18 protein-coding genes are annotated in these 22,487 nt (G+C 62.0%); 6 read left to right on the forward strand and 12 right to left on the reverse strand.

Going from position 1 to position 22,487, the window contains the following annotated elements; translation table 11 throughout:
- Window positions 1-37: 37 nt before the first annotated feature.
- From rnd to MKZ91_RS26155, 3 genes are all read right to left on the reverse strand, one after another.
- Entirely contained in the window at window positions 38-1,189 is a 1,152-nt protein-coding gene (gene rnd / locus MKZ91_RS26145; protein WP_336173958.1) for a ribonuclease D, read from the reverse strand.
- A gap of 77 nt (window positions 1,190-1,266) precedes the next feature.
- Window positions 1,267-2,667 (reverse strand): multicopper oxidase family protein, encoded by a 1,401-nt coding sequence (locus MKZ91_RS26150; RefSeq protein ID WP_336173959.1) that lies wholly within the window; start codon window positions 2,665-2,667, stop codon window positions 1,267-1,269.
- A gap of 96 nt (window positions 2,668-2,763) precedes the next feature.
- On the reverse strand, window positions 2,764-4,005 hold the full coding sequence (locus MKZ91_RS26155) for an MFS transporter (protein WP_336173960.1): 1,242 nt from the start codon (window positions 4,003-4,005) through the stop codon (window positions 2,764-2,766).
- Window positions 4,006-4,327: 322 nt separating this feature from the next.
- Between MKZ91_RS26155 and aspS the strand changes: the two genes are divergently transcribed.
- Window positions 4,328-6,115 carry an aspartate--tRNA ligase gene (gene aspS, locus MKZ91_RS26160; RefSeq protein ID WP_336173961.1) on the forward strand — a complete coding sequence of 596 codons (1,788 nt, stop codon included), beginning with the start codon at window positions 4,328-4,330 and terminating at the stop codon, window positions 6,113-6,115.
- Between the two features lie 170 nt (window positions 6,116-6,285).
- On the opposite strand, the gene MKZ91_RS26165 is transcribed toward aspS, so the two are convergent.
- From MKZ91_RS26165 to MKZ91_RS26185, 5 genes are all read right to left on the reverse strand, one after another.
- Window positions 6,286-7,293 carry a lysophospholipid acyltransferase family protein gene (locus MKZ91_RS26165; RefSeq protein ID WP_336173962.1) on the reverse strand — a complete coding sequence of 336 codons (1,008 nt, stop codon included), beginning with the start codon at window positions 7,291-7,293 and terminating at the stop codon, window positions 6,286-6,288.
- A gap of 236 nt (window positions 7,294-7,529) precedes the next feature.
- On the reverse strand, window positions 7,530-9,161 hold the full coding sequence (gene groL, locus MKZ91_RS26170; RefSeq protein ID WP_336173963.1) for a chaperonin GroEL: 1,632 nt from the start codon (window positions 9,159-9,161) through the stop codon (window positions 7,530-7,532).
- 106 nt (window positions 9,162-9,267) lie between these two features.
- The gene (locus MKZ91_RS26175; protein WP_336173964.1) at window positions 9,268-9,501 is read right to left on the reverse strand and encodes a hypothetical protein; all 234 of its coding nucleotides are present in this window, start codon (window positions 9,499-9,501) and stop codon (window positions 9,268-9,270) included.
- Window positions 9,502-9,652: 151 nt separating this feature from the next.
- The gene (locus MKZ91_RS26180; RefSeq protein ID WP_336173965.1) at window positions 9,653-11,089 is read right to left on the reverse strand and encodes a cytochrome P450; all 1,437 of its coding nucleotides are present in this window, start codon (window positions 11,087-11,089) and stop codon (window positions 9,653-9,655) included.
- A 309-nt stretch (window positions 11,090-11,398) separates the two neighbouring features.
- Complete coding sequence (locus MKZ91_RS26185) at window positions 11,399-12,598, reverse strand: hypothetical protein (protein WP_336173966.1); 1,200 nt, start codon at window positions 12,596-12,598, stop codon at window positions 11,399-11,401.
- Between the two features lie 448 nt (window positions 12,599-13,046).
- Here MKZ91_RS26185 and parC point away from each other — a divergent pair, with 448 nt between their 5' ends.
- Entirely contained in the window at window positions 13,047-15,323 is a 2,277-nt protein-coding gene (parC, locus tag MKZ91_RS26190) for a DNA topoisomerase IV subunit A (protein WP_336173967.1), read from the forward strand.
- Between the two features lie 170 nt (window positions 15,324-15,493).
- Window positions 15,494-15,910 carry a transcriptional regulator gene (locus MKZ91_RS26195; protein WP_442892353.1) on the forward strand — a complete coding sequence of 139 codons (417 nt, stop codon included), beginning with the start codon at window positions 15,494-15,496 and terminating at the stop codon, window positions 15,908-15,910.
- A gap of 11 nt (window positions 15,911-15,921) precedes the next feature.
- Here MKZ91_RS26195 and MKZ91_RS26200 read toward each other — a convergent pair whose 3' ends face one another.
- The 4 genes from MKZ91_RS26200 to hemB all read right to left on the reverse strand — a co-directional run bounded on the left by MKZ91_RS26200 (window position 15,922) and on the right by hemB (window position 19,330).
- Window positions 15,922-16,818, reverse strand: coding sequence for a DMT family transporter (locus MKZ91_RS26200; protein ID WP_336173968.1), 897 nt, complete (start codon window positions 16,816-16,818; stop codon window positions 15,922-15,924).
- A gap of 3 nt (window positions 16,819-16,821) precedes the next feature.
- Window positions 16,822-17,610, reverse strand: a complete 789-nt coding sequence (locus MKZ91_RS26205; RefSeq protein WP_336173969.1) for an arginyltransferase — start codon at window positions 17,608-17,610, stop codon at window positions 16,822-16,824.
- A 152-nt stretch (window positions 17,611-17,762) separates the two neighbouring features.
- Window positions 17,763-18,227, reverse strand: coding sequence for an RDD family protein (locus MKZ91_RS26210; protein WP_336173971.1), 465 nt, complete (start codon window positions 18,225-18,227; stop codon window positions 17,763-17,765).
- Between the two features lie 86 nt (window positions 18,228-18,313).
- Entirely contained in the window at window positions 18,314-19,330 is a 1,017-nt protein-coding gene (hemB, locus tag MKZ91_RS26215; RefSeq protein WP_336173972.1) for a porphobilinogen synthase, read from the reverse strand.
- Between the two features lie 181 nt (window positions 19,331-19,511).
- On the opposite strand from hemB, the gene MKZ91_RS26220 reads away from it, so the two are divergent.
- The 3 genes from MKZ91_RS26220 (at window position 19,512) to MKZ91_RS26230 (ending at window position 22,409) form a co-directional block, all read left to right on the forward strand.
- The gene (locus MKZ91_RS26220; protein WP_336173973.1) at window positions 19,512-19,949 is read left to right on the forward strand and encodes a DUF6163 family protein; all 438 of its coding nucleotides are present in this window, start codon (window positions 19,512-19,514) and stop codon (window positions 19,947-19,949) included.
- A gap of 130 nt (window positions 19,950-20,079) precedes the next feature.
- A complete protein-coding gene (gene ldtR, locus MKZ91_RS26225; RefSeq protein WP_336173974.1) occupies window positions 20,080-20,592 on the forward strand; it encodes a transcriptional regulator LdtR in 513 nt (170 codons plus the stop codon).
- Window positions 20,593-21,083: 491 nt separating this feature from the next.
- Window positions 21,084-22,409 (forward strand): L,D-transpeptidase family protein, encoded by a 1,326-nt coding sequence (locus MKZ91_RS26230; RefSeq protein ID WP_336173975.1) that lies wholly within the window; start codon window positions 21,084-21,086, stop codon window positions 22,407-22,409.
- Window positions 22,410-22,487: the final 78 nt, after the last annotated feature.

Genomic DNA, 22,487 nt, shown 5'->3' on the forward strand with positions numbered 1-22,487 from the left:
CTGGATTCGGGCGGAAAATTGTCCCGCCCGCCTGCGCTCAACCGCCGAGCTCCACCGTCTCGATCTTCTTGTCGACGAAGCGAAGCGCCACTTCGCCGCTGATCAGCTTCAGCGCGGTTTCGCCGAACAGTTCGCGGCGCCAGCCTTTGAGCGCGCCGACATCGGCTTTCTCGCCTTCAGCGGCGATCCTGTCGAGATCGTCGCTGTTGGCGATGATCTTGGCGGCGACGCCCTGTTTCTCGGCGATGAGCTTCAGCAGCACCTTCAGCATCTCGCTTGCAGCCGCAGCGCCCTCCGGTGTGTGGCTCGGTCGCGGCAGCTTCGGCAGGTCGGTCTTCGGGATGGCGAGCGCCTCGTTGACCGCCTCGACGATGGCCGCACCGGCGCTGGAGCGCTCCCAGCCCTTCGGAATGGTTCTGAGCCGTCCCAGGGCCTCCGTATCCTTCGGCTGCTGCTGCGCAATCTCGTAGATGGCATCATCCTTCAGGATGCGTCCGCGCGGCACATTGCGGGCGCGAGCCTCGCGCTCGCGCCAAGCGGCGACCGTTTTCAAGACGGCGAGTTCGATCGGCTTCTTGACGCGCATCTTCAGGCGCTGCCAGGCATCATCGGGATGCAGGTCGTAGGTGTCGCGGGCCTCAAGGATCGCCATCTCCTCGGTCAGCCAGAGCGAGCGTCCCTCGCGCTCGAGTTCGGTCGTCAGATGCTTGTAGATGTCGCGCAGATGCGTGACGTCGGCCAGCGCATAGTCGAGCTGCTTTTCGGTCAGCGGCCGGCGGCTCCAGTCGGTAAAACGCGACGACTTGTCGATCTGGTTGCCAGTCACGCGGCTGACGAGCTGGTCGTAGGAGACACTGTCGCCGAAGCCACAGACCATGGCTGCGACCTGGGTGTCGAAGATCGGGTGCGGAATGAGATTGCCGAGATGGAAGATGATCTCGATGTCCTGGCGCGCGGCATGGAACACCTTGACAACGTCAGGATTGGCCATCAGCGCGAAGAAGGGCGCAAGATCGATGCCCTTGGCCATCGGATCGACAATGACGGCGAGATCCGGGCTCGCCATCTGGATCAGGCAGAGCTCCGGCCAGAAGGTCGTCTCGCGCAGGAATTCGGTATCGATCGTAATATAATTTGAAAGGGCCAGCTGCTGGCAGGCGGCCTCAAGGTCTGCGGTTGTTTCAATCATCAGATTTAAATCACTGTGGCAAAAATGCGGCTTGGATTTTCGTGTAGCCCGTCGCGGCATCTGTCACAATCGAAATCTCAGACGATCTTGAAATAACCCGTCATCCCGGTCTTCTGGTGTTCGATGATGTGGCAATGAATGACCCAATCGCCCAGATTGTCTGCCACAAGTGCCACTTCCGCCTGTTCGTCGGGCAAAAGCAGGATCGTATCGGTTGGCGGCGGCAGGAAGGTCCGCTTGTTGGACGAGAGGATGCGGAAGCTCAGGCCGTGCAGATGGATCGGATGGGCGTGCGGCGTCCGGTTGGCGATCTCAAGCACATAGCTCCTGCCGAATTTCATCTCCTCGATCGGCGCGATCGGGTCGGGCGTGTCGCCCGGCCACGGCACCTTGTTGATCGCCCAGAACGTGTAGCCGAGCGAACCGCAGATCGACGGCGTCGCCTTGTGTTCGGCGGTCGCCGTAAGCTCGATCGGCACGCGGGTCGCAACGGACAGGTCCGCCTCGGCGATGGGATTTGCGGGCAGGGCGCCGACATCGCGTAGGTCGCGTTTCAGCGACGCACCTTTCGCCCGGAAGCGCGCGATGGTCCAGGGATGCGATCCGCGGAAGTTGCCAAGCGCAACCTCCTGGCCTTCGGCGTCGGGCATGCGAAGCACAAGGTCGATGCGCTGGCCGGGGCCGAAGTCGTAGCGGTCGAGCGCAAACGGCTTGTCGACCGGATTGCCGTCGAGGGCGATCACCACCGCCGCCGCGCCTTCAAGTCCGATCGTGTAGATGCGGGTTACGTCGGTGGCGGCGATCCGCACACGAACAAGTCCGCCGGCCGGTACATCGTAAGTCGGCTCCTGCTGCCAATTGGCGGTGCGCACCGTGCCATAGGTGCCGCCACGGGCCGCGTCGCGGGGCCTGAAGGCGTCGATGAAAGCGCCGCCAGCACCCAGTCGCCAGTCGCGAAGGTTGAGCACGATCTCGGCGTCGAACGCTGGGTCCTCGGGGTTCTCGACGACGATCACGCCGGTCAGGCCGCTTCCCATTTGGGTGAGCGTATTGCAGTGCGGGTGATACCAGAAGGTGCCGGCATCCGGCGGCGTGAACACGTAGTCGAAAGGGTCACCCGGATAGACATAGGGTTGCGTCAGTTCAGGCACGCCGTCCATGGCATTGGCGATCCTGAGGCCGTGCCAGTGTACCGTCGTCGGCTCGTCCAGCCGGTTGATGAGACGCGCGGCAAAGGGCTCGCCCTTGCGCATGCGCAGCACGGGCGGCATGGCGCTCGTGGGCGCCTCTCCCATCCCGTAGGTCATCACTTTTGGCGTGATCCCGCCTGCAGCGATCTTCGCTTCCGTCAACTGTGCCGTCAGAAGCTGCGGGTCCGGTGCAGCACCTGCGCGCGCGGCCATGCCCGCGCCAAGCGCGAATGCGCCTCCGAGGGCTGCAGAGCCTTGAAGAAAGGTGCGGCGACTGATGACGGGCATTTCGGCAATCTCGACAATTTGTTACGTCGCCACCGATTTAAACCTGATTGGTGCATTCAGCAATTCGACGCGTCGCGCGCATCTTGCCGCAGGGTATTAGCTGTCCTTGCGCTTGTGATTGTTGCCCGCCGCAAGCTTGTTGAAGAAGGAGGACGTGCGCAGCAAATTGCGAAACGGCATGGCCCGCGCTGCCGTTGGTACGGGGCCGCGCGCCGTCATGCGCTGCAGCGTGTAGAGCATGAACAGGAACAGGATCGCGGCCGTGTAGATGAAGAGAGCCTGCGGCCCGAAGAGCTCGAGCAGGAACGAGGCAAACAGCGGCCCGATGATTGCTCCGAGCGACCAGAAGAACAGCATGCCGGCGGAAACCAGCGCGTGCTGGCCCTCCGCCGCATGGTCGTTGGCATGCGCCGAACAGAGCGAATAGAGCGGCATGGCAAAGGCGCCGAACAGGAAGATGCCGGCAAAGTTCAGCCATTCGTCGTTGCCGGCGCCAAAGGCCAGGAACAGGCCGGCGAGCAGCGAGCCGAAGGTGGCAATCAGGATGATCAGCCGGCGGTCGATCCGGTCGGAATAGTGGCCGAGCGGATATTGCAGCACAACGCCGCCGATGATGCCGGCGCTCATGAAGGTGGCGATCGCCGTCACCGACAGGCCGATCCCTTGCGCATAGATCGGCCCGAGCGAGCGGAAGGCGGCATTGGTGAGGCCGACGACGATGCAGCCGACGGTCGCAAGCGGCGAGATGTTCCAGAGCGCCTTGACGTCGAAGCGGATCGCTTCCGGCGCCACCGGGCTCGATCGGTCGGCAAAGGAGATCGGAACCAGCGACAGCGTCAGCGCCATGGAGATGATGGCAAAGAGCTCGAATCCGCCAAGCCCGATGCCGGGGATGACATATTGCGCAGCCGTCACCGAGCCGAGATCGACGAGGCGGTAGACAGAAAGTGTCCGTGCCCGGTTCGCGTTGGTGACGCTGGCGTTCAGCCAGCTTTCGACCGTTGCGAACAGGCAGGCGAAACAGATGCCGGCCAGGAGCCGCATCAGGAACCACATCAGCGGATTGATGACGAGCACCATCGAGATGGCGGCGGCGGATGCGATTGCCGCCATCGCCGAGAAGGTGCGGATATGGCCGATGGAACGCAGGATGCGGGTGACATAGACGCAGCCGAGCGCGAAGCCGATATTATATCCGGCGCCAACGATACCGATCACCGATGTCGAGAAACCCTCCTCCAGCGCGCGCAGCGAGATGAACGTGCCCTGCAGGCCGTTGCCGCCGATGAGGATGCCTGCGGTAACGAGAAGGGGGATGAGCGGGCGAATCTGAGACATGGGGCAGGCGACATCCGGGAAAGCGGCCGCGACTCGGGGGATCCCTGTGGGCCTTGCAATGTGTAGCCCCGCATGTTGCGGCCGGACAGTCCCGAATTGTGACGATTGCCGTTCTTTTCGCTGCATTTCGGCCGCCTTCTGCCACAAGCAGTCTTGGACTGGCCCTTACCTTCGTTTACAACGCACCTCCATCGGGGCGGCAGTGGGCGCTGCAGCTTGACAAAGGCTGCGCATCATGCGCTTTTCCGCCCGATTTTGACCATCTTGCCGCGCGCTGTGTCCCACGAGCTTGCGCGGCTCTTTGCAATTCCGGGATATGACGATGCACCGTTACCGCAGCCACACCTGTGCCGCCCTCCGCAAGTCGGATGTCGGCTCCACCGTTCGCCTCTCCGGCTGGGTCCACCGCGTCCGCGACCATGGCGGCGTTCTCTTCATCGACCTGCGCGACCACTATGGTCTCACTCAGGTCGTCGCCGATCCGGATAGCCCGGCCTTCAAGGTCGCCGAAACCGTTCGCGGCGAGTGGGTGATCCGCATCGACGGCCTCGTCAAGGCCCGCACCGAAGACACCGTCAACAAGGGCATGCCGACCGGCGAGATCGAGCTTTACGCTCAGGAGATCGAGGTCCTCTCGGCTGCCAAGGAACTGCCGCTGCCGGTGTTCGGCGAGCCCGACTATCCGGAAGACGTGCGCCTCAAGTACCGCTTCCTCGACCTGCGCCGCGACACGCTGCACAAGAACATCGTCAAGCGCACCCAGATCATCTCGTCGATGCGCCGCCACATGGGCGAAGTCGGCTTTACCGAATACACGACCCCGATCCTGACCGCGTCGTCGCCGGAAGGCGCGCGCGACTTCCTGGTTCCGTCGCGCATCCACCCCGGCAACTTCTATGCCCTGCCGCAGGCGCCGCAGCAGTACAAGCAGTTGCTGATGGTTGCCGGTTTCGACCGTTACTTCCAGATCGCGCCATGCTTCCGCGACGAAGACCCGCGCGCCGACCGCCTGCCGGGCGAATTCTACCAGCTCGACCTGGAAATGAGCTTCGTCGAACAGGAAGACGTCTGGTCGACCATGGAGCCGGTGATCCGCGAGATCTTCGTCGAGTTCGCCGAAGGCAAGCCGGTGACCGAGAAGTTCCCGCGCATTCCCTATGACACCGCGATCCGCAAGTATGGCTCCGACAAGCCGGACCTGCGCAACCCGATCGAGATGCAGGCCGTCACCGAGCACTTCGCCGGTTCCGGCTTCAAGGTCTTCGCCAACATGATCGCGTCGAACCCGAAGGTCGAAGTCTGGGCGATCCCGGCCAAGACCGGTGGCTCGCGTGCCTTCTGCGACCGCATGAACGCCTGGGCCCAGAGCCAGGGCCAGCCGGGTCTCGGCTACATCTTCTGGCGCAAGGAAGGCGACAAGCTCGAGGGCGCCGGTCCGCTCGCCAAGAACATCGGCGAGGAGCGCACCGATGCGATCCGCACCCAGCTCGGCCTCGACGACGGCGACGCCTGCTTCTTCGTCGCCGGCGACCCCGCCAAGTTCTACAAGTTTGCCGGCGAAGCCCGCACCCGCGCCGGCGAGGAACTGAACCTCGTCGACCGCGACCGCTACGAATTCTGCTGGATCGTCGACTTCCCGTTCTACGAATGGCTGGAAGACGAAAAGAAGATCGACTTCGCCCACAACCCCTTCTCGATGCCGCAGGGTGGCCTGGAAGCGCTCAACGGCGAAGATCCGCTGTCGATCAAGGCCTACCAGTACGACATGGTTTGCAATGGCTTCGAAATCGCCTCGGGCTCGATCCGTAACCAGCTTCCGGAAGTCATGGTCAAGGCGTTCGAACTGACGGGCAAGTCGCAGCAGGAAGTCGAAGACCAGTTCGGCGGTCTCTACCGCGCCTTCCAGTACGGTGCTCCGCCGCATGGCGGCATGGCCTTCGGCATCGACCGCATCGTCATGCTGCTCGTCGGCGCCAAGAACCTGCGCGAGATCTCGATCTTCCCGATGAACCAGCAGGCCGTCGACCTGTTGATGGGTGCGCCGTCTGAAGCCACACCCGCCCAGCTGCGTGAACTGGCGCTCCGCCCGATCCCGCAGAAGAAGGACTGAGGTCCCGCGGACCGATGGAATCAAAAAGGCCCCGGTGGAGCGATACCCCGGGGCCTTTTGTATTGGACGCTGTAACCGCCATGCATTCGGATGAGCGCAACAAGAGCACTTTAGTGCTCTGAATCTAGATCATCTTTTCGCTTCGAGCGGTTCCAAGCGGGATGCTCCAGTCAACGTGGCGGCAGGGCGTTGTCGACGAAATACCATTGCTCCGGATAGGCGCGAATGATCGGCTCGATCTTCGAATTGAGAAGTTTCACGTCCTCGATGAGGTTCGCTTCCGAACTGTCCCCCTCCGGCAGGTGGAAGGGTGCCTCCGCGTGCAGCGTGAAGCGGGTTCCGCCGTCTCTGACGATGTAGACGAGGCAGATGCGTGCGCCGGTTTTCCGGGCGAGCCTGGCAACAAGCCCGAGATTGCCCGACAGGTGCGGCTCCATGCCGAGGAAGGGGCCGCGGATCTGACCGTTGAAACCTTCATCGCAAAAGACCAGCAGGTTGCCGCCGTCCTCAAGCAGCCTGAGTGCCGGTCGTACGGCACTCCGGCCCGGTTTCAGGATGTCGAGGCCGGCGCCGGTGCGCACGCGGTTGACGATCCAGTGGCGCGAGCGCTGGCGGGGAGGGGCGTAGTTCAGAGTGAGCTTGATGCCCATGTCGATGAGGCAGCACCACATGACTTCCCAATTGGCCGTATGGGTGCTGATGAAGATCGTCGGCCCATCGGCCGTCGCCGCGGCAAGCCCCTCAGTGCCTTCGAAACGCAGGCGCCGTTTGTCATGGGCAAGCCGCTCGACGACAGAATACTCCGACATCTGACGCCCTTGAGAATCGGCATAGGCGTCGAGCAATTGCGCGAGTTCCGCGTCACTTGCTTCGGGGCGAAGGGCCAACAATGTCGCTGTGGCACGGCGGAGCGCCCCCTTGTGCCACCGAGGGGTCGCATAGCGTGCGAGGTTGGCGCCGAAGTCGGAACATGCCCTGGCCGGCAGCAGCTTCAAGGCGAAATACATGAAGATGTCGTTGGCGTTTTCGAGGTTCTGCTTGATCCAGTACTTGACCGCGGCCTTGCGCCGCTCGCCGCCCGCAAAGAGGTCCTTGAAGGGTGGGGCGGTTTCCGGCGCGTAGGTCCAGGCTTTTCGTTTCGACGCCCGATGCGGCGGTGCTTGCGTGTCCTGGCCCATTGTTCCGGGGATACTCCGATCATGACGACAGCAGGGCTGCATACGCCCGCTCTCCCTGCGTCGGTGCTATCATCCGCAGCAAGTGCGTCAAGATCCCTTCGGATGTGCGCCTCCTGTCGACGCCTGCCTTGGCTGGGAGCGCCGTGCGGTCGAACGAACGCAGAAAAGATGCTCTAGAATGTTGATTCTAGAGCATCTTTCCGTTGTCAGTGGGTCCCGTTTCGCAGCGGGACGCTTTAGAAATCCATGCCTGGTCCCGGGCCTGGCATCGGCGGTTGGCCACCCTTCTTCGGCTTCTCGGCGACCATCGCCTCGGTGGTGACGAGCAGTCCGGCAACGGAGGCGGCGTCCTGCAGCGCTGCGCGCACGACTTTCGCAGGATCGATGACGCCCATGTGGAAAAGGTCACCGTATTCCCCGGTCTGGGCATTCCAGCCATGGGCGAAATCGCTCTTCTCGCGCAGCTTCCCGACGATGACCGAGCCCTCGGCGCCGGCATTTTCGGCGATCTGGCGCACGGGCATTTCGACGGCCCGCCGGACAATGTCGACGCCGACGCGCTGGTCATCGTTGGCGGCCTTCAAGCCGTCGAGCGCCTTGACGAGCCGCAAGAGCGCAACGCCGCCGCCGGGCAGGATGCCTTCATCGACCGCGGCTCGCGTCGCATGCAAGGCATCGTCGACGCGATCCTTCTTTTCCTTCACTTCCACTTCGGTGGAGCCACCGACCCGGATCACCGCGACGCCACCGGCGAGCTTGGCGAGCCGTTCCTGCAGCTTTTCCCGATCGTAGTCGGAGGTCGTTTCCTCGATCTGCGCCTTGATCTGGCCGACACGCCCGTTAATGTCAGGCTTGGCGCCGGCGCCATCGACGATCGTCGTGTTCTCCTTCTCCACCATCACCCGTTTGGCCCGGCCGAGCGTTTCGAGCGTGACGTTTTCGAGTTTGATGCCGAGATCCTCGGAGATGACCGTACCGCCCGTCAGGATCGCAATATCCTCCAGGATCGCCTTGCGCCGGTCGCCGAAGCCCGGCGCCTTGACGGCGGCTATCTTGAGGCCGCCGCGCAGCTTGTTGACGACGAGCGTCGCAAGCGCTTCTCCTTCCACATCCTCTGCGATGATCAGCAGTGGCCGGCTCGCCTGGATCACCGATTCGAGGATCGGGATCATGGCCTGCAGATTGGACAGCTTCTTCTCATGAATGAGGATGTAAGGATCTTCGAACTCGACCCGCATCTTCTCCTGATCGGTGACGAAATAGGGGGAGAGATAACCGCGGTCGAACTGCATGCCCTCGACGATCTCAAGCTCGATTTCGGCGGTCTTGGCTTCCTCGACGGTGATCACGCCTTCATTGCCGACACGCGCCATGGCTTGCGCAAGGTACCGGCCGATTTCGGTGTCACCATTCGCAGAGATCGTACCGACCTGGGCGATTTCGTCATTGTTGGAAATCTTGCGCGCGTGCACCTTCAGTTGCGCCACGATGGCGTCCACCGCCAGATCGATGCCGCGCTTCAGGTCCATCGGGTTCATGCCCGAGGCGATTGCCTTGACGCCCTCCTTGACGATCGCCTGCGCCAGCACCGTTGCGGTCGTGGTGCCGTCGCCAGCAACATCGCTGGTGCGTGACGCCACCTCCCTCAGCATCTGGGCGCCCATGTTTTCGAACTTGTCTTCCAGTTCGATCTCCTTGGCGACCGATACGCCGTCCTTGGTAACGCGCGGTGCGCCGAAAGACTTGTCGATGACGACGTTCCGCCCCTTGGGGCCGAGCGTTACCTTTACTGCGTCGGCGAGAATGTCGACGCCGCGCAGCATGCGATCACGGGCTTCGCTACTGAATTTTACTTCCTTGGCAGCCATCGTTGACCTCCCTCAACATGAAACCATGGCCCAGAATTCCCGCAGGTCACCCACGACACGGGCTGCCCTGCCTGCAATCGATCAGCCCGGCCTGCTGCCAGTTCGGCTACAGTCCGAAATTACGTTCCTCGTCATTGTCCGGCGTCAGGATATCGATCAACGCGGCGACGCGCCCCGCCGGCAGGTGGCGACCTTCACCAATCAGCGCTTCATCGTTGTTGACCCAGGCGATGGCCTCGGCAAGTTCACCCGCTGTCGCACCGGTCGCGAGCAACTCGGCCACCAGTGTCTCGTCGACCGGGCCGAGTATGGCGGTGATATCCGCTTGCTTCAGTCCCATGGTCTCCTCCTTCCATCAGGTCGGTCAGGAATGCCGCTGCCGTTTCGGCAGCTCTGACAAAGGAGATAGGAGCCAACCGGCGCGCATCAAGCTCGAAGAGCACAAGGCGTCCAGTTACGGGCAAGCCGGGATTTTGCCGCGGACGGCGTTGTTATGCGACCGCGGCAATCGATTGCTGTTGGCGGCGCTGGATGGTCACCGGCAGTCCGTCCTTCGGGCGCAAGGTAAGGCGGCAGATCGGCTCGACCTTGTGATTGTCGGCGACCGAAACCCGGAATTTCTGCGCGATGACGGCAAGGCAGAGGATGGCTTCCGTCAAGCCGAAATGCAGTCCTGGGCAGACACGCGGGCCGCTGGCGAAGGGAACATAGCTATAGGGGATCGGCCGTTTCTCGCCCATGAATCGCTCGGGCTTGAAATGATGCGGGTCTTCAAACAGGCTCGCTGTCCGATGCAGGAGCCAAGGCACGATAAGAACGAGGGAACCGGGCTCGGCGTCGATATGGCCGATCTTGTCGGCGTCACGGGTCTGGCGTGCCAGGATAGGGACCGGCGGGTACAGGCGCAGGGTTTCCTCGATCACAGCCTTGCACCATTCGAGCCGGGGGATGTCGTCCATCGTCGGCACGCGGTCGCCGCACACCCGGTCGAGTTCGTCGTGGACGGCTTTCTCGACCCATTTCGCCCGGGACAGGAGATACCAGGCCCAGGTCAAGGTCGCGGCCGTCGTCTCGTGACCGGCCATGAAGATGGTCGCCGCCTCGTTGCGCAGCGCCACCAGATCCAGGTTCAGGTCCGGGTTTCTCTGTTGGCGGCGGATGAGCAGTTCGACCATCGAATTGTGGTCACCGCGCCCAGCGAGATGATCCTCCACGACCTTGTCGATGATCCGGTGAATGCGCTTCACCGAGCGACGGATGGAGGGGGTGCGGAAGATCGGCAGGCCGTCGTCGAAGCCGATGAAGTAGCCGAGATTGACCGAGTCCACCAACGATTGATAGCTCGTGAAACCTTCGGTGACGGCCGCGGCACTGTCGTCGCCGAGCTGATTGCCAAAGACGCTCCGGGCGATGATCTCGGCGGTGAGCCCAGCCATTTCGTGCAGCGCGTTGATCTGCGTTCCTTCCGGCAGCGTGCTCCAACGCTCGACGAGTTCGCTCGCCGTGCGTTCCATGACCGGACCGAAGCTCGGCACGCGCTTGGTGTGCACGATGTCGGCGACGAGCGGGCGGCGCTGCTTCCAGGTGTCGCCATCGGAAATGAACAGGCCATCGCCGAGTAGGTACTCGAGCGCACGGCGCATCTGGGGTGTCTTGCGTTCGAAATTCTCGTGGCGCTTGACCACGACCTGCCGGATCAGATCGGGCGAGTTCACCACGATCACCTGGCGGCCCAGAATTCGGATCTGCGATGCCGTTTCGGTGAAATCGTTTGCGCGCCAGATCGACAGAAAGTCGGTTCTCGCCTGCAACAGCAGACGGAGTGGCTTGCCCGATGGCCCGCTATAATATTCGGCGTGTGCAGGCTCGAAGGCGTCCTCGGACAGTTCTTCCCTGAACTTTACCGGTTGAGCGAACCAGGCAGTCATCGGTATCCAATCTTCGGCTGATGAGATGGTGTGTGGGACTACAGCGCCGCGCCTGTTTTCAGACACGCAAAGGTCGCTGTCGCACCTTGAAATGCTGCATGCTTTTCTCCTCAAATCGGTGACGATTCAAGGAGACGATCAGTCGTTGCATCCGTCGCGCACCAACCGGCGGTGCGATCTATGGGGCCGCGGTCGGCGTCTTGTCAACGACCCGAAGGTTCCACCGGCCCCTTCGCGTGTCGGCCAGGTTGAAAAGAAAGAGCGCCGGCAATGATTTCGCCGGCGCCCGTTCGATGGTGAGGACTTCGATCAGTCGTTCGCCGTCACCTTGACACCGAGCACCGAAGGAATGGTGTTCGGTGCGCCCATGGCAGCGCCCATGATCATCGGGAACGGCACCGGCTTTTCCGGTGCGGCGCTGATCGTCAGGCTCTTCGGGCCGTCGAGATAGGCGTTGACCGCGGCCGAGACCTGGTTCTGCAGCTCCGGCACATTGAGCTGTGCCATCATCATTGGCACCAGGCCCTTCAGCGACTGTGCCATCTGCTCGCCGGTGACGCCCTGCTGCGAACCGGCATAGTCGAGCGCCTTCTTGGTGATGGAGGCGTCGTCGAAGCGGATTTCGGCGCTGTTGAAGGTCAACTGCTGCATCAGGCCCATCATGGCGAGGCCCATGGCCTGGTTGGCCTCTTCCTTGTTCGGGTTCGCCTCGGCAGCCTTCATGGCCTCCTGCATCGACTTGACGAAGGCGAGCGTGTAGCCGGAAATGTCGACGGCGAAGTTCAGGCGGCCGACATTCTTGAAGTCGACGGCATATTCTTCGAGAGCGACGTTGCCGCTTTCGACTTCCCAGCTGCCCTTCATGGTCAGCGCGCCGTCAAGCGTCGTCAGGCCGAGCTTTTCGATGGCTTCCTTCGTCTTGGCGTCCTCGACGGACGAAAGGTCCGCCTTGATGCCGGTAGCGGTTGCGTCGAAATCGAAGCCGGCGTCGTTCTCCTGGCGGGCGAGGTTCGCCTCGGTGCTTTCGAGCGAGAACACTTCCTTGCCCTTGGAGCCAACCGTGATCGAGCCGGTGCTGGCGCTTTCGTAAAGGAGGATGTCGTTGATCGTGCCGCCATTCGCATTGGCGGGGATCGTCAGACCGGAGAGCAGGATGTCCTTGACCGACAGGCTGCCTTCATCCTGGCTGACGTTGACGTCCGGGAACGACACGGTTTCGGCGTAATAGCCACCACCTTCGGTTTCTTCGACGCCTTCGAAGGTCAAATCCCCGATCTTGAGGTCGACCGCTTCGCCCGGCTGGCTCGCGACCTTGAGCTGCACTCCGGTCACCGTCACCTTGTCGCCGTCGACTTCGGCCTTGTCATAGGTGATGGACGTGCCGTTCGCGTTCGTCGCCGCGTCGAGCTTCTTCATCAGATCCGCGCCGTCGAGCGCGAAGGCCGGGCTGGCCAAGGTGAGGAGCGCGGCGCTCGCCATCATCAGGCGGATCTTGCGCGTATGCATCATTGTCGAGTTCCTTCGTAAAATCTTTGAGTGTGTAGCTGTTTCGAAGATGAGGCGTCGCTAATCTGGTTTATCTTGGCTGGAGGCGTCAACTATGCGAACGGCAGTATCGGTCAGTTCCGGCGGCACTGCGCCGCCATTCCCAATCGGCCGGTTCGTGTCTTGCAGTCCCCCTCGCAAATCGTCCAAATCAACTGCGGCAGAAGCTATTACGAAACAGGGCGAAATTATATTCGCTTGATGACACCGAGTATGTTCCTGCTCGGTCATGCTTTCCGGCATGTTACCAAATCGCTCGCCGCCGACGCATAGCCGCCTGACCGTTGCACGAACATTGCGTCGGGACAAGCGCATCAGCTTTGGGCGCAAGCAGGCGCGGGCCAAGGGGTTCTCCACAATCGCATCCCCTGAAATCCTTGCCGTTCCGGGTTTGTTGCGCTAGCAAGGAACCATGGGACAAAGCCTTATTCCCCCGTCTGGCGGGGACGATCACATTCAGCCGGTTGACCTCAAGGCGGCGCTGGAAGAGCGTTACCTCGCCTATGCCTTGTCGACCATCATGCACCGCGCCTTGCCGGATGTTCGCGACGGGCTGAAGCCTGTACACCGGCGTATCGTGCATGCGATGAGCGAGATGGGCCTTCGCCCCAATTCCTCGTTCAAGAAGTGCGCACGCATCGTCGGCGACGTGATGGGTAAGTTCCACCCGCACGGCGACGCCTCGATCTATGATGCGCTGGTGCGCCTGTCGCAGGAATTTGCGATCCGCTATCCGCTCGTCGACGGCCAGGGCAACTTCGGCAACATCGACGGCGATAACGCCGCGGCGATGCGTTACACTGAAGCGAAGATGACGGATGTCTGTTCGCTGCTTCTCGAAGGCATCGACCAGGACGCGGTGGATTTCCGCCCGACCTATAACGAGGAAGACCAGGAGCCGACCGTGCTCCCCGGGGCCTTCCCGAACCTGCTTGCCAACGGCGCCACGGGTATCGCGGTTGGCATGGCGACATCGATCCCGCCGCACAACGCGCATGAACTGTGCGATGCGGCGCTGCATCTCATCCGCCATCCGAACGCAAGCCTCGAGGATCTGCTCTACGATCCCGCCAATCCGCAGAAGGGCGGCATCGAGGGACCTGATTTCCCGACCGGCGGCGTGATCGTCGAGAGCCGGGCCAGCATGGTCGAGGCCTACAAGACCGGTCGCGGCGGCTTCCGCGTCCGCGCCCGCTGGGCCCAGGAAGACCTTGGCCGCGGCGGCTACCAGATCGTCGTCACCGAAATTCCCTATCAGGTTCAGAAGTCGCGGCTGATCGAAAAGATCGCCGAGCTGTTGGTCGCGCGCAAGCTGCCCTTGCTCGAAGACATCCGCGACGAGTCCGCCGAAGACATCCGCATCGTGCTGGTGCCGAAAAGCCGCTCGGTCGACGCCGGCATCCTGATGGAATCGCTGTTCAAGCTGACGGAGCTTGAAAGCCGCATTCCGCTCAACATGAACGTGCTGTCGATGGGCCGTGTGCCGCGCGTCATGGCCCTCAATGAGGTTCTGACGGAGTGGCTCGCCCACCGCCGTGAGGTGCTGCAACGCCGTTCGCGCCATCGGCTGGCTGCGATCGATCGCCGGCTCGAAATCCTCGGTGGCTACCTCGTCGCCTATCTCAACATCGACGAGGTCATTCGCATCATCCGCGAGGAGGACGAGCCGAAGGCCGTGATGATGGAGCGGTTCTCGCTCACCGACCTGCAGGCCGAGTCGATCCTCAACATGCGCCTGCGCTCTCTGCGCAAGCTGGAAGAATTCGAGATCCGCACCGAGTTCGATGCGCTCTCGAAGGAAAAGAGCGAGATCGAGGCGCTGCTCGCTTCCGAGGAGAAGCAGTGGCAGACCGTCGCCTGGGAGATCGGCGAGGTCAAAAAGAAGTTCGCCAAGGCGACCGAGATCGGCAAGCGCCGCAGCACCTTCGCCGACGCGCCGGATGCGGACGTCGAGGCCATCCAGCAGGCGATGATCGAGAAGGAACCGATCACCGTCGTCATCTCCGAGAAGGGCTGGATCCGGGCGCTGAAGGGCCACATCTCCGACACGTCGTCGCTCCAGTTCAAGGAGGGTGACGCGCTGAAGGTGGCTTTCCCGGCGCAGACGACTGACAAGATCCTCGTCCTTACCACCGGTGGCAAAGCCTATACACTTGGCGGCGACAAGCTGCCCGGCGGCCGCGGCCACGGCGAACCGCTCCGCATCATTGTCGACATGGAAAACGACCAGGACGTGCTGACTGCCTTCGTGCATGATCCGGCGCGCAAGCTCATCGTTTCGTCCGCCGCCGGCAACGGCTTCGTCGTGACCGAAAGTGACATTGTCGCCAACACCCGCAAGGGCAAGCAGGTGATGAATGTCGCGATGCCTGACGAAATGAAGCTCGTCGTGCCGGTCAAGGGGGACCATGTCGCCGTTGTCGGCGAGAACCGCAAGATGCTGGTCTTCCCGCTCGTCCAGATCCCCGAGATGGCACGTGGCAAGGGCGTCCGGCTGCAGCGCTACAAGGATGGCGGCATCTCCGACGTCCGCTGCTTCGCGCTCGCCGAGGGCCTCGTCTGGGAAGACAGCGCCGGCCGCGTCTTCACCAAGACCAAGGACGAACTGATCGAGTGGCAGGCCGATCGCGCGTCGGCCGGTCGCGTCGTGCCGAAGGGCTTCCCGCGCAGCGGAAAATTCAGCGGCTGATATTGTTTAAGTGGCCGTGCAGCCAAGTCAGCCGCACGGCCACCTGTCTCGTTTTGGTGCGCGTGGCGCGCGCCTTAAGTCCTTGGAAATCCCATTGAAATGAAGGCAGAAACGGCGCTTGTACGTGCCGCGCGATCATGGATCAATGCACATCCAACAGGATGTAAATGATGCCGAACTCTGCCGCCCTTGACGATATTCTCCTGGCGCTTGCCAATCCGGTTCGTCGTCGGATCTTCGAGATTCTCTTCGGTGGTGAGGTGCGTGTCGCCGATATGGCGACGGCGGTTGCGGTTCGTGGCGAGGAACTCGAGAAGCATCTCGCGCTGCTCGATACTGCCGGGCTCATTACCCGCCTGCGGCGCCGCGATGGCGAATCCTTGAGTGGAAGCCCGGCGCCCTTGAATGAAGCGGCCACCTGGATCAACACCAACCGCGAACTCTGGGCCATGCGCACCGAGATGCCCGAAACGCTGCTGGCGTCTGGAGCGCCGGAACCTGTTCTTACTCGAACGCCGATTCGCGATCGAGATAGCGAGCCGAAATCTCGCCGCCCGCGACCCATGGGGCCGCGCCGCGACAACTGAACGACCGTCCGTTATTCGGGGCAGGGGATCGCTGTTCGCAACGACCGGCTGCGCATCTGCCACAGCGAGTGACCGACGAGCGCCAAGATCAGGATGGTGCCGCCGATCAGGGTCTGCGTCGTCGGGGTCTCGGAAAAGACCAGCCAGACCCAGATCGGCGCAAGGATTGTCTCGAGAAGGTAGAACATGCCGACCTCGGGGGCCGACAGATAACGTGGTCCCGTCGCCAGGCAGAAGAAGGCGAGCGGGATCATCACCAGGCCGTTGAAGAGAATGTAGCCAGGCGCTGCAATCGTGAGGCCGCCGGCCGGCAGCATCAGCATCGCCACGGCCGCGGGGAAGATCGCGGTCACCAGCGGCACCAACGCCATGTCGCGCCTGCTCGCCCGGCTGATGGTAATCGCGCTTGCCAGCAGGAACGCCGAGGATGCCGCCATCGCGTCACCAAAGAAGTGGCCGCTTTCCAGCCCGTGCTGGACGATCAGCCCCACGCCGAACACCATGACCAGCATGGTCGTGAGCGTGGCGTTCGACGGGCGCTCCTTGAGGAAGATCCAGGACTGAAGGGCGGCAAACATCGAGGTGAAGGCGAGGATGAAGACCACATTCGCCGTCGAGGTGTTAAACACGGCGAGCAGGAAGGTGCAGGAATTGATGCCGTAGAATAGCCCGACGATCAGACCGCTCTTGCCCGGCATCAGCGAGATCTTGCGGCCAAGAACGCGGTTGATCACGAACCAGGCACCGAGAGCGATGAGGAATGTCGACAGGCTGCGCACGGCCAGCAGTGACCAGACATCACCACCGGCGGACCGGATGAGGGGAATGTCGAAGGAAAGGGCAAGGCCACCAAGGCCGGTGATGGCAAGGCCGCGCCTGTGCGTCGCGGCATCAGAGGATGAACTCAATTTTTAACCCGTTTTCGTAGGAGCAGCTTCCAAGGTGGTGGCTCCACCTTCATAGCGTTCCCAGCCGCGGGCCATAAGGTGTTCCTGCGGTAAAAACTTTGTCTTGTACCCCATCTTGCGGGAGCCCTTGACCCAATAGCCGAGGTAGACGTGCGGCAGGCCACGCTCTTTTGCCCGACGGATGTGGTCGAGAATCATGAACGTGCCGAGCGAGCGCTCTTCATGGCTCGGGTCGAAGAAGGAGTAGACCATGGAGAGCCCGTCGCCCATGCGGTCGGTCAAGGCGGCCGCGATCAACGGTCCGCGGGCCTTTTCGCTAATGCCGTCACCTTCAACCCTCAGCCTGTATTCGATGATCTTCGTGTGCACATGCGTGTCTTCGACCATCATCGCATAGTCGAGCACCGACATGTCGGACATGCCGCCCTTCTGGTGGCGGCGGTCGAGGTAGCGGCGGAAGAGATTATATTGTTCGCTCGAGGGTTCGGCGGCGTACTCCGCTGAAATCACATCTCGATTGGCGGCCATCACGCGGCGCATGGACCGGCTGGGCCGGAATTCATTGGCCAGGATTCGCACCGAGATGCAGGCACGACAGGTCTCGCAGGCCGGCCGATAGGCGATGTTCTGCGATCGGCGGAAGCCGCCCTGGGTGAGAAGGTCATTCAGTTCGGGCGCGCGCTCGCCCACCATGTGGGTAAAGACTTTCCGTTCCATCTCGTTCGGCAGATAAGGACAGGCTGCCGGCGCAGTCAGGTAAAATTGGGGAGACGGTGTGGCCTGTGTGTTCATCGAGTCCGGCGGTCACTCTTCGCGCGGTTGTTCATGACAGTAGCATGGCGGAAGAATGGAAAACGTCAACTCACTCGTTACCGCTTCGATGATCCTCTGCCCATATACTTTAGGATGTATGAAAATAAGCGGTGCCCGTTGCACGCCGGACGTCAGTACATGTCGCGACGCACCGTGACTGTACCGATCAGCAGGTCGTGCAGCAGCCGGCTGCGGTCGGTAAACAGGCCAATCAGCAGAATCAGCGGCGTCAGCAGCGCATTGGCAATCCAGAAGATCACGAGGTGCACAATGGCCGTCAGGAAGTCCATTGGTCGCCCATCGGTGCGGGCAATCGCCAGGCCCATCATGCGCATGCCGGGGGAGGCCTGTTCGCGGCCACCGACCGTCAGGCCGAAATACAGCATGGCCACGATCGCAAACAGCGCCGGGTAAAGCATGAAACCGAGGCCAAGCGTGAGGATGCCCAGGAAAAAGACCACGACCGCCGCAGGAATCCAAAGAAGCGCGATAACGGCGTAGTCCAGCAGAAAGGCAAAGACGCGTCGCGACAGAACGCCCTGATAGGCGCGCCAGTCGTTGCTCGGCAGCCTCAGGTCTTCGTTGTGCATGGTCATCCGCTTAAGCCTCGCTTGGTTGCTTGATGGATATGGGATTGCGGACCCTGCAAAACAAGGATCGCTAGCCTGGCCGCTTCGCCAAACTATCTGCCCTTGGCGAGAATCCGGGCCACCTCGACGGCAAAATAGCTGAGGATGCCGTCGCAACCGGCGCGCTTGAAGGCGAGCAGCGTCTCCAGCATCACCTTCTCGCCATCGATCCAGCCGTTCGCCGCTGCCGCCTTGATCTGCGAATATTCGCCCGAAACCTGGTAAGCAAAGACCGGCAGGCCGAAGGCCTCCTTCATCCGCCAGCAGATGTCGAGATAGGCAAGACCGGGCTTCACCATCAGCATGTCGGCGCCTTCCTCGACGTCGAGCGCTGCATCGCGGATCGCCTCGGTGCCGTTGGCCGGGTCGATGTAGTAGGATTTCTTGTCGCCCTTCAGCAGGCCGCCCGTACCGATCGCCTCGCGATAGGGACCATAGAAGCCGGAGGCGAATTTCGTCGCATAGGACATGATGCCGACATTCTGGTGGCCGGCTGCGTCGAGCGCCTGGCGGATCGCGCCGATGCGGCCGTCCATCATGTCGGAGGGCGCAATGATGTCGGAACCGGCATCGGCCTGGGCGATGGCCGCCCGGGCGATCATCTCGACCGTCTCGTCATTGACGATCTCGCCGTTGCGCAGGATTCCGTCGTGCCCGTGGCTGGTAAAGGGATCGAGAGCGACATCGGTAATGACGCCGATCTCGGGCACGGCCTTCTTGAAGGCGCGGGTCGCCTCATTGATCAGATTGTCGGCGGCAAGGCTGTTGGAGCCGGTCTCGTCGCGCAACGACATGTCGATGTTTGGAAAGGTGGCGATCGCCGGGATGCCGAGATCGGCCGCTTCCCGGACGGCTTCCACCGCCTTGTCGATGCTCATGCGGTTGACGCCCGGCATCGCATCGATCGGCTGCACGATGTTGCTGCCGGGCACGATGAAGATCGGCCAGATCAGGTCGTCGACTGTCAGGCGGTTCTCCTGCACAAGGCGTCGAGTCCAGTCGGCCTTGCGGTTGCGGCGCATGCGGCGGTGGCCGGTGATCCTGTCCACAAGATTTGTCCTGTCGTTCATCGCGCCCATGCCTTTCCACTGTCATCGTCGATAGGCATGCGCTTTACCATGCGGCGCCTCCGCTTGGAAACTGCGCGCCCGGCGTGCGGGCTGCGGCATTTCTTCCCTGCCACCCGGCTGGAAGGGCAGGGGGCCTCGATCCCGCTGGCGGATGACGCGCGCCCGCCCTATCTTGCCGGCCATGCTTCATGATTCTGCCCATGTGCCGAAACCGTCATTGACCGAGATCCTCTTCGGGCTGTTCCTGCGTCTGGTCGCGGCCTCATGCATCTGGTTCGCGCTCAACTACTGGGCGATGCTGATCGGCTTTTCCCATGGCGGCGCCGGCCGCTTCGATCTGCTGTCGCCGGAGTGGCGTGCGGCGGCGACGGCACTTGCCGTCGTCTACCCGGTCGCGGCCCTAGGGCTGTGGCTGCTCGTCTCCTGGGGGCCTGTCGTCTGGGTGGTCGCAGTGGCGATCGAGATCGCCATGTATGAGTATTATCCTGCCAGTTTCGGCAGCCGCCCGTTGCTGGTCGTGTTGCACGTCGCCGTGGCGCTGACGTTCGTTCTTTTCCGTGCCGCGCTGTTCTACCAGCGCTGGCGGCAGGCAAAGCAGGTAAGGGTTGATTCACCCTGAGACAGGCTCGCCAAATGGCAAGCTCTTGTTAAGGCTGCGGTTTAAGTAGAATTTTAGACGTATTCGATAGGGTCTCACTCAAGGCGGGAAGACAAACAGACACCGCCAAACAAAACAGTGAGGCAGTCAAATGAACACCAAGATGAAGCCGCAGGCGGCTCAGCCACGAGACCCTCAGGAAGATACCATCCGCGGTCTCTATATGGAATCCCTTCACCTCGTCGAGCGTCTGCACCGCCGTTTGCTCGACGTCATCAAGGACGAGTTCGACCGTCAGGGTCGCGACGACGTCAACGCCGTTCAGGCGCTGTTGCTCTTCAACATCGGAAACTCGGAACTGACCGCCGGCGAACTTCGCTCCCGCGGTTACTACCTCGGCTCGAACGTTTCCTACAACGTCAAGAAACTCGTCGACCTTGGTCTGATCAACCACCAGCGCTCCCGTGTCGACCGCCGCTCGGTTCGCATCAGCCTGACGGAAGACGGCCAGGAAATCGCCGAAACCGTCGCCAAGCTCTACGAGCGCCACATCGGCTCGATCCAGAAGGTCGGCGGCATCGGTTCGGACGAATTCACCCAGATGAACAAGCTCCTGCAGCGCCTCGACCGCTTCTGGAACGACTCGATCATGTACCGCCTGTAGTCCAGGCCAATACCTCCAGTTCAAGGGTCGGGCGCAATCCCTGCGTGTCCGACCTTTGCCGCTTTTCGCTTTTTCGGTCTTTTGCCGAAAAGCCGCATCGCGCCGGCGCGCAACTCGCCCAGCAGCCGTGGTGCCACTCGAAAAAATATTAGAAATTCATAATGTTGTCGCGATTTGTTCTGCTTGAGACGTGCGTCCGCAAACGCAAAGCAAAAGCCATGCCATCCCGCCCATCGATCCGGCCGAGACACGAATTGGCCATATTGCTGTGACAGCGACGGGGACATGCGGTAGGTGCGGCCACGTGTTTTCTGAACGTGGACTCGTTTCGCGTTTCGCCTGCCGGATGAGGGTCCTCACTCGCGGTATCGTGAAATCATGTGAGGGCAGGGTGGCTCGTTGGTTGACCTTTGTTAACCACGATCGTGTTAGGGCTCCGGCAACGTGCGTGTCAGCGCATAGGGCGTGCCAACGCATTGGGATGGTAGAATATGTCGAAAAAGAATGGAATTGATGCATTCTCGCGCCGCGCCTTTCTGCGCTCGGCTGCAACCTTCGGTGCCGCGGCAATTGCCGGCGCCGCAGGTGCACAGGACGCCCTGAACGAGATCATCAATTCGCCGCGCCGTGGTTCCTGGGACGATCAGTTCGACGCCAAGGCGTCGCGTACGGCGACCGCCGTCGTTTCAAACACCCCGGTCTTCGGCCCGGAAACGATCGCGCACGTGCAGCAAGCGATCCTCGATTACCAGAACATCGTTTCCCAAGGCGGTTGGCCGATGGTCCAGACCAGCGTCAAGCTGGAACTCGGCGTCACCGATCCTTCGGTTCAGCAACTGCGCCAGCGCCTGATGGTTTCCGGTGACCTGCCGCAGTCGGCAGGCGTCTCCTCATCCTTCGACAGCTACGTCGAGGGTGCGGTCAAGCGCTTCCAGGCGCGCCATGGCCTTCCGGCCGATGGTGTCATCGGCGAATACACGCTGAAGGCAATCAACGTCGATGCCAACACCCGCCTCGGCCAATTGCAGACCAACCTCGTCCGTCTGCAGTCGATGTCCGGTGATCTCGGCCGCCGCTACGTGATGGTCAACATCCCGGCCGCCTATATCGAGGCTGTCGAGAACGGCCGCGTGGCGCTGCGTCACACCGCAATCGTCGGCAAGATCGACCGCCAGTCGCCGATCCTCAACTCGAAGATCTACGAGGTTATCCTCAACCCCTATTGGACTGCGCCGCGCTCGATCATCCAGAAGGATATCATGCCGCTGATGCGCAAGGATCCGACCTACCTCGCACGCAACTCGATCCGTCTGTTTGATGGCAGTGGCGGCGAAGTTTCCCCGGAAACGGTAGACTGGAACGCCGAGAAGGCGCCGAACCTGATGTTCCGCCAGGACCCGGGCAAAATCAACGCGATGTCGTCGACGAAGATCAACTTCCACAACGAGCATCAGGTCTACATGCACGACACGCCGCAGCAGGGCCTGTTCAACAAGCTGATGCGCTTCGAATCGTCCGGTTGCGTTCGCGTGCAGAACGTGCGCGATCTGTCGACCTGGCTCTTGAAGGATACGCCCGGCTGGTCGCGCCAGCAGATCGAGGCGACGATCAAGACCGGTGTCAACACGCCGATCACTCTCGCCGAGGAAGTTCCGGTCTTCTTTACCTACATCACCGCCTGGTCTGCCAAGGACGGCGTGGTGCAGTTCCGCGACGACATCTACCAGCGCGACGGTGCGACCGAGCTCGCGTTGCAGTCGCCCTATGGTGTCGAGCAGCCCTCCGGTTCGGTCGAGCAGGACGCTCTGCCGCAATAGGCAGATTTGCGACACGGTTCTCAAAAAGCCGCGCTTCCCTTGGGAGCGCGGCTTTTTCATGCGCAACGGCCCGCGATA

This window comes from Ensifer sp. MJa1, from assembly GCF_037026475.1.
Lineage (GTDB): Bacteria > Pseudomonadota > Alphaproteobacteria > Rhizobiales > Rhizobiaceae > Ensifer.